Raw genomic sequence first — 2,377 nt, 5'->3', positions numbered from 1 at the left:
ACTTTTGTTCTTGATCATATCGGAGGATAAAATGAGAAGCTTGATGAGACTATGCTCGGCTTTGCTTGCAGTGTCGCTGCTGGTATTCAATGTCGCCAACGCTCAGTATCCTGAAATTCTCTGGTGGTTTGATCTTGATGCGCCATCTTTCGGTTCGGGGGCTACGGCCGACATCGATGGCGACGGCAAGCTTGAAATTGTCTTCGGAACATACTTCAATGATGAGAAGATATGGGCGTTGAATGCCGATAGTGGCACAGTCCTCTGGTCATACAACACCGGAGGATGCAACGATGCGTCTCCCGTGATCGCCGATGTCGATCTCGACGACTCGCTCGAAGTGATAGTCGCCGCATCGTCGCCCTGCAGAGTATTCTGCTTCAAAGGGCATTCCGGCGAGATCGAATGGTCGGCATCTACAGGATCAAACTCGATCGATTCACCGCCTGCAGTCGCTGATGTCGACAATGACGGCAAGCCGGAGATTGTATTCGGTACATTCTACGGCTATGTCTATTGTCTGAACGGCGAAGACGGTAGTCAGTGCTGGAGGACAAACCTCGGAACCAACAGCTTCATTCAGTCGGGTCCGAACATACTCGATCTCGATGACGATCAGCAACTCGACATCGTAGTCGCACAGTGGTCCGGTGACAGTCGTGTCTATGCCCTCAAGGGGGATGATCATTCGGAATTATGGCATTCCGATTTGCCGCAGGACTGGATGTACCACGGCGGTTCATTTGCGGACATCGACGAGGATGGCAAACCGGAAATCGCAATCGGATGCTATGACAACAGCCTCTATGTGCTCAATGGTGAAGATGGAAGCCTCGAGTGGGACTATCCGACCTCGTCATATGTCGGCGCTCCGACGTCCATCGCTGATTTGAACGGCGACGAGCATCTCGAAATAGTGATGGTATCCTACAACAGGCTGATTGTACTGACCCACACGGGCAGCCTATTGTGGGATTATTCCACCGGCGGCAACATCTTCCGTGGCGCGGCAATCTCAGATGTCGATGGCGATGAAATCCCTGATGTCGCATTTGGCTCTGATGATGGCATTCTGAGAGTGCTGCGAGGAACTGACGGTCATCTGATCTGGAGTTACAATCTCGGTGCTCATTATGGAAGAACATTCGAGATGGATCATGCGCCGGTGATTGGAGATTTTGACGGCGATGGCAAGTTGGACATATTCATCGTTGGCGGATACGGCACATCATCCTCTCCGGAGAGCAATCACGGCAGGGCGTATGCGCTAAAGGCGGGGGAGGGTACCGGCCCGGGATGGCTGATGTTCCGGCACGCTATTGTTCACAGTGCATGTTTTGTCGAAGTGGGAGACGAATTCGTTTGCGGCGACGCTGACGGATCTGGCGCAGTCGACATTGATGACGCAGTCTATCTGATCAACTACATCTTCGCAGGCGGACCCGAGCCTCTTCCGAATGAATCGGGCGATGTGGACTGCACTGCCGCGATAGATATAGATGATGTGGTTTATCTGATCAGCTATATCTTCGCCGGCGGCCCATCGCCTTGTGATCCAAACGGTGACGAAATGCAGGATTGCTGACTATGATTCTGGGTCAGGCGTATAGACCTTGGGATGCTCTTCATCAACCTCTTCTACCGTCCATTTGTCCAGAATGACCTGGATCAGTTCCTTCTGGCGATCTGTCAAGTGAATGAACTGAAAGCCGACTTCGTAGACTCCAGTGAGGTCACTCTTACGACTCCACTTGGCTTCGATACAGAACTCCAATTGATCACAGTCGAGCACCTTCGTCGGCAAGTCCATTCTGCAGGCACATATGAGCGGTACATCTACACGGTATTCAGTGATCACCATCATACCATCAGCAGACATGTCGAATATGCCTCCGATTTTACGGTTCGTTAATTGATCGACTACAATGAAGTATTCACTTACCCGTCTTCGATTGTACTTACGCTGATCCTGCGTTATGAAATCCCCCGATTATGTATGTGGACAGAGTATGACTGCATAAATTGATGTCGATAGAAATGGTGATCAACTTCACTGCCAACGCAATGTGTTGTGTTGCAATCTTTTCCTCAACCAGCAATTGTCCAGAATTTCGCTCCAAAATGGGAGAGGTGGGCATTTACAGCATTGCACTGGCATACCTCTAAATGGGTGATACGGGGTACTTGACTTTCGGGGTCAGATATCGTATCGTTAAGGCAGTCCAGACAACTGAGAAATCGCATCTTTACTGACATGAAGCGTTTTTATTAACGCAGTAACTTCTCAAATCAACGCGTGGAGGTAAACCATGAAACGCAACGTGATCCTCACTTTGATGTTCACTATCCTATCAGCATCAATCGCAGTGGCTGATGT

2 protein-coding genes are annotated in these 2,377 nt (G+C 50.1%); one reads left to right on the top strand and one right to left on the bottom strand.

Annotation, left to right across the window (positions count from 1 at the left end; genetic code table 11):
* The first annotated feature begins 31 nt into the window (after nucleotides 1-31).
* On the top strand, nucleotides 32-1,585 hold the full coding sequence (locus KKH67_01440; protein ID MBU1317836.1) for a VCBS repeat-containing protein: 1,554 nt from the start codon (nucleotides 32-34) through the stop codon (nucleotides 1,583-1,585).
* On the opposite strand, the gene KKH67_01435 is transcribed toward KKH67_01440, so the two are convergent.
* On the bottom strand, nucleotides 1,586-1,978 hold the full coding sequence (locus tag KKH67_01435; protein ID MBU1317835.1) for a PilZ domain-containing protein: 393 nt from the start codon (nucleotides 1,976-1,978) through the stop codon (nucleotides 1,586-1,588). It lies immediately after the preceding gene.
* Nucleotides 1,979-2,377: the final 399 nt, after the last annotated feature.

It is taken from the genome of Candidatus Zixiibacteriota bacterium (assembly GCA_018820315.1).
Classification (GTDB): domain Bacteria; phylum Zixibacteria; class MSB-5A5; order JAABVY01; family JAHJOQ01; genus JAHJOQ01.
The sequence above is the reverse complement of the archived record's forward strand: the minus strand, read 5'-3'. Positions and strand labels throughout refer to the sequence as shown.